This window comes from Streptomyces sp. YS-3, from assembly GCF_045257485.1.
GTDB lineage: Bacteria > Actinomycetota > Actinomycetes > Streptomycetales > Streptomycetaceae > Streptomyces.
The window spans coordinates 1-3030 of the sequence record NZ_JBJHPC010000734.1; the positions used below are offsets into that span (position 1 = coordinate 1).

General features: G+C 71.0%; 3 protein-coding genes. 1 reads left to right on the plus strand and 2 read right to left on the minus strand.

Features of this window, described 5'->3' with window-relative positions; translation table 11 throughout:
- The coding region (locus ACJA3G_RS34030; RefSeq protein WP_406556892.1) for a DUF3558 domain-containing protein at nt 1-585 on the minus strand (585 nt) is incomplete at its 3' end.
- A gap of 244 nt (nt 586-829) precedes the next feature.
- On the opposite strand from ACJA3G_RS34030, the gene ACJA3G_RS34035 reads away from it, so the two are divergent.
- Nucleotides 830-2023 (plus strand): RtcB family protein, encoded by a 1194-nt coding sequence (locus ACJA3G_RS34035; protein ID WP_406556893.1) that lies wholly within the window; start codon nt 830-832, stop codon nt 2021-2023.
- Between the two features lie 176 nt (nt 2024-2199).
- On the opposite strand, the gene ACJA3G_RS34040 is transcribed toward ACJA3G_RS34035, so the two are convergent.
- Nucleotides 2200-2964, minus strand: coding sequence for an SDR family NAD(P)-dependent oxidoreductase (locus ACJA3G_RS34040; protein ID WP_406556894.1), 765 nt, complete (start codon nt 2962-2964; stop codon nt 2200-2202).
- Nucleotides 2965-3030 lie beyond the last annotated feature (66 nt).

Below are 3030 nucleotides of genomic sequence, written 5' to 3' on the forward strand. Positions count from 1 at the left end.
GTTCTGGACGCGCAGCCCGGCGGAGGGCTTGGCGGAAGCGGTCCCCGGCTTGGCCCCCGGCTTGGCCCCCGGCTTGTCCGATCCGGACCCGGACCCGGTGCCAGTGCTGGTGCCGGGACGGGGGGCGTCCCGGCCGCCGTCCTTCGGGCCGGTGAGCTTGGCGGCCGACTCCTTCTTCCCGTAGACGGCCTTCGCCCGGTCGTCGTCGCTGACGGCCGGGTCGTACGACACGACCCGCTCGAAGTCGACGTACAGCCGGTGCACCCCGTCCGCCGCCTCGTCCTTCCAGCGGCAGCCCACCCGCCGGTCCGTGTCGTACGTCAGCTCCGCGGCCCCCGCGTACGCCTTCGCCTGCTGGTCCTCCGGCAGCTCGGCGGCGCCCGGCAGCATGCCCTTGAGGACGCTCTTGTTCACGGCCCGGCACGGCTCGGGCAGCGTGCGGTAACGGCCCGGCGGCGCGGCGGCGGCCTTGGGCACGCCCGCCTTGGAGTCCGTGGTGGTGCCATCGGTGCCGGAGCCCGAGGAGCAACCCGCGACCAGCGCCACGAGGAGCGCCACACCGGACACGTACGCCTTTCGCTGCACGGTTCCCAGGCTCCTTTCGGGAGAAAAGCGGTTGCCGCCGCAGTGCGGCGGCTGGACACAATGTCTATCGCACGCGCTGCCGTGAACGCCGGTCCACTGTCCTGTTTGTGGCCCTTGGTGACGGTTTTTGCGCACCAGGCGCATGATGGCGCAAAGGAATGTTTCGGGAAAACCGGTCATATCACTCAACGCGGGTGACTGTGGAGACACGGGAGATACGGGAGACTCGGGGGAACGAGGAATCATGTCGTACGTAGAGGTACCGGGCGCTCAGGTCCCGATCCGGATGTGGGCGGACCCGGCGGCGGTCGACGAGGGCGCGATGCGGCAGCTGCGCAACACCGCCACGCTGCCCTGGATCAAGGGTCTGGCCGTGATGCCGGACGTCCACTACGGCAAGGGCGCCACGGTCGGCTCGGTCATCGCGATGCACGGGGCGGTCTGCCCGGCGGCGGTCGGGGTCGACATCGGCTGCGGGATGTCAGCGGTCAAGACGTCCCTGACCGCGAACGACCTCCCGGGCGACCTCTCCCGTCTGCGCTCCAAGATCGAGGAGGCGATCCCGGTCGGCCGCGCGATGCACGACGGTGCGGTGGACCCCTCCCGCCTCCACGGTTTCGCCACGGCGGGGTGGGACGACTTCTGGGGCCGGTTCGGGGGTGTGGCGGACGCGGTGAAGTTCCGCCAGGAGCGGGCGGTCAAGCAGATGGGGACGCTCGGCTCGGGGAACCACTTCTGGGAGTTCTGTCTGGATTCGGACGACTCGGTCTGGATCATGCTGCACTCCGGATCGCGGAACATCGGCAAGGAGCTCGCCGACTTCCATATCGGCGAGGCCCAGAAGCTGCCGCACAACCAGGGCCTGGTCGACCGTGACCTGGCGGTGTTCATCGCGGACACCCCGCAGATGGCCGCCTACCGCAACGATCTCTTCTGGGCGCAGGAGTACGCGAAGTACAACCGCGCGATCATGATGGCCCTCTCCCAGGACGTGGTCCGGCGTGAGTTCAAGAAGGCCGGGGTGACCTTCGGCGAGGTCATCTCCTGCCACCACAACTACGTGTCGGAGGAGCGGTACGACGGCATGGACCTGCTGGTCACCCGTAAGGGCGCGATCCGCGCCGGCTCCGGGGACTACGGGATCATCCCGGGCTCGATGGGCACCGGCTCGTACATCGTGAAGGGCCTCGGGAACCCGGCGTCCTTCAACTCCGCCTCGCACGGCGCCGGCCGCAGGATGAGCCGGAACGCGGCGAAGCGGGCGTTCACCACCCGCGACCTGGAGGAGCAGACGCGGGGTGTGGAGTGCCGCAAGGACTCCGGCGTCGTGGACGAGATCCCGGCCGCGTACAAGCCGATCGAGAAGGTCATCGACCAGCAGCGTGACCTGGTGGAGGTCGTGGCCAAGCTGAAGCAGATTGTCTGCGTGAAGGGCTGAGGGGCGCCGGGGGCATCGGGGCCGCCCGGGCCGCCGGGACCCGCAGAGGCCGCCTGGGCCGTCCGGGCCGCCGGGTCGGGACCGTCGGTCGTCGGGACCGTCGGGGCGGTGGCCCCGGCGGTTCGGCCGCCCGACGGTCGGTCGGTTTCTCGGCCCCGGGCTCGCGGGCTCGTGGGCTACAGCTCCCGGTGGACCTTCGTGTTGGAGGCCTGGGCGCGGGGGCGGACCACCAGGAGGTCGATGTTGACGTGCGGGGGGCGGGTGACGGCCCAGGTGATCGTCTCCGCCACGTCGTCGGCCGTCAGGGGCTCCGCCACGCCCGCGTAGACCTTCGCCGCCTTCTCGTCGTCGCCCCGGAAGCGGGTCGTGGCGAACTCCTCCGTCTTCACCATCCCGGGCGCGATCTCGATCACGCGCACCGGCCGGCCCACGATCTCCAGGCGCAGGGTCTCCGCGATGACCCGGGCTCCGTTCTTCGCGGCGACATAGCCCGCGCCGCCCTCGTACGTGCCGTGGCCGGCCGTGGAGGACAAGATGACCACCGTGCCGTCGCCGGACGCGTCGAGGGCGGGGAGCAGTGCCTGGGTGACGTTGAGCGTGCCGATGACGTTCGTCTCGTACATCTGACGCCAGTCGGCCGGGTCGCCGGTGGCGACGGGGTCGGCGCCGAGGGCGCCGCCCGCGTTGTTGACGAGGACGGCGATGGTGCGGAAGGCGCCGGCGAACGCGTCGACGGCCGCGCGGTCGGTGACGTCGAGGGCGTACGCCGTGGCCTGGTGGCCCGCCGCGTTGATCTCGGCGGCCAGCGCCTCGATGCGGTCCTTGCGGCGTGCGGTGAGCACCACGCGGTAGTCGGCGGCGGCCAGTTGCCGTGCGGTGGCGGCGCCGATACCGCTGCTCGCGCCCGTGACGACGGCGATGGGGGTCCCGGTGGCGGTCATGGCGTACTCCTCGCGCGAATGATCGGAATGCGGTCAGGATAGGCGGGACGGGGTGGGGGCCGGGTG

Excerpts from the sequence above, each read along its gene's own strand:
- ACJA3G_RS34035 (WP_406556893.1), top strand. The coding sequence starts at position 830 with ATGTCGTACGTAGAGGTACCGGGCGCTCAGGTCCCGATCCGGATGTGG.
- ACJA3G_RS34040 (WP_406556894.1), bottom strand. The coding sequence starts at position 2,964 with ATGACCGCCACCGGGACCCCCATCGCCGTCGTCACGGGCGCGAGCAGC.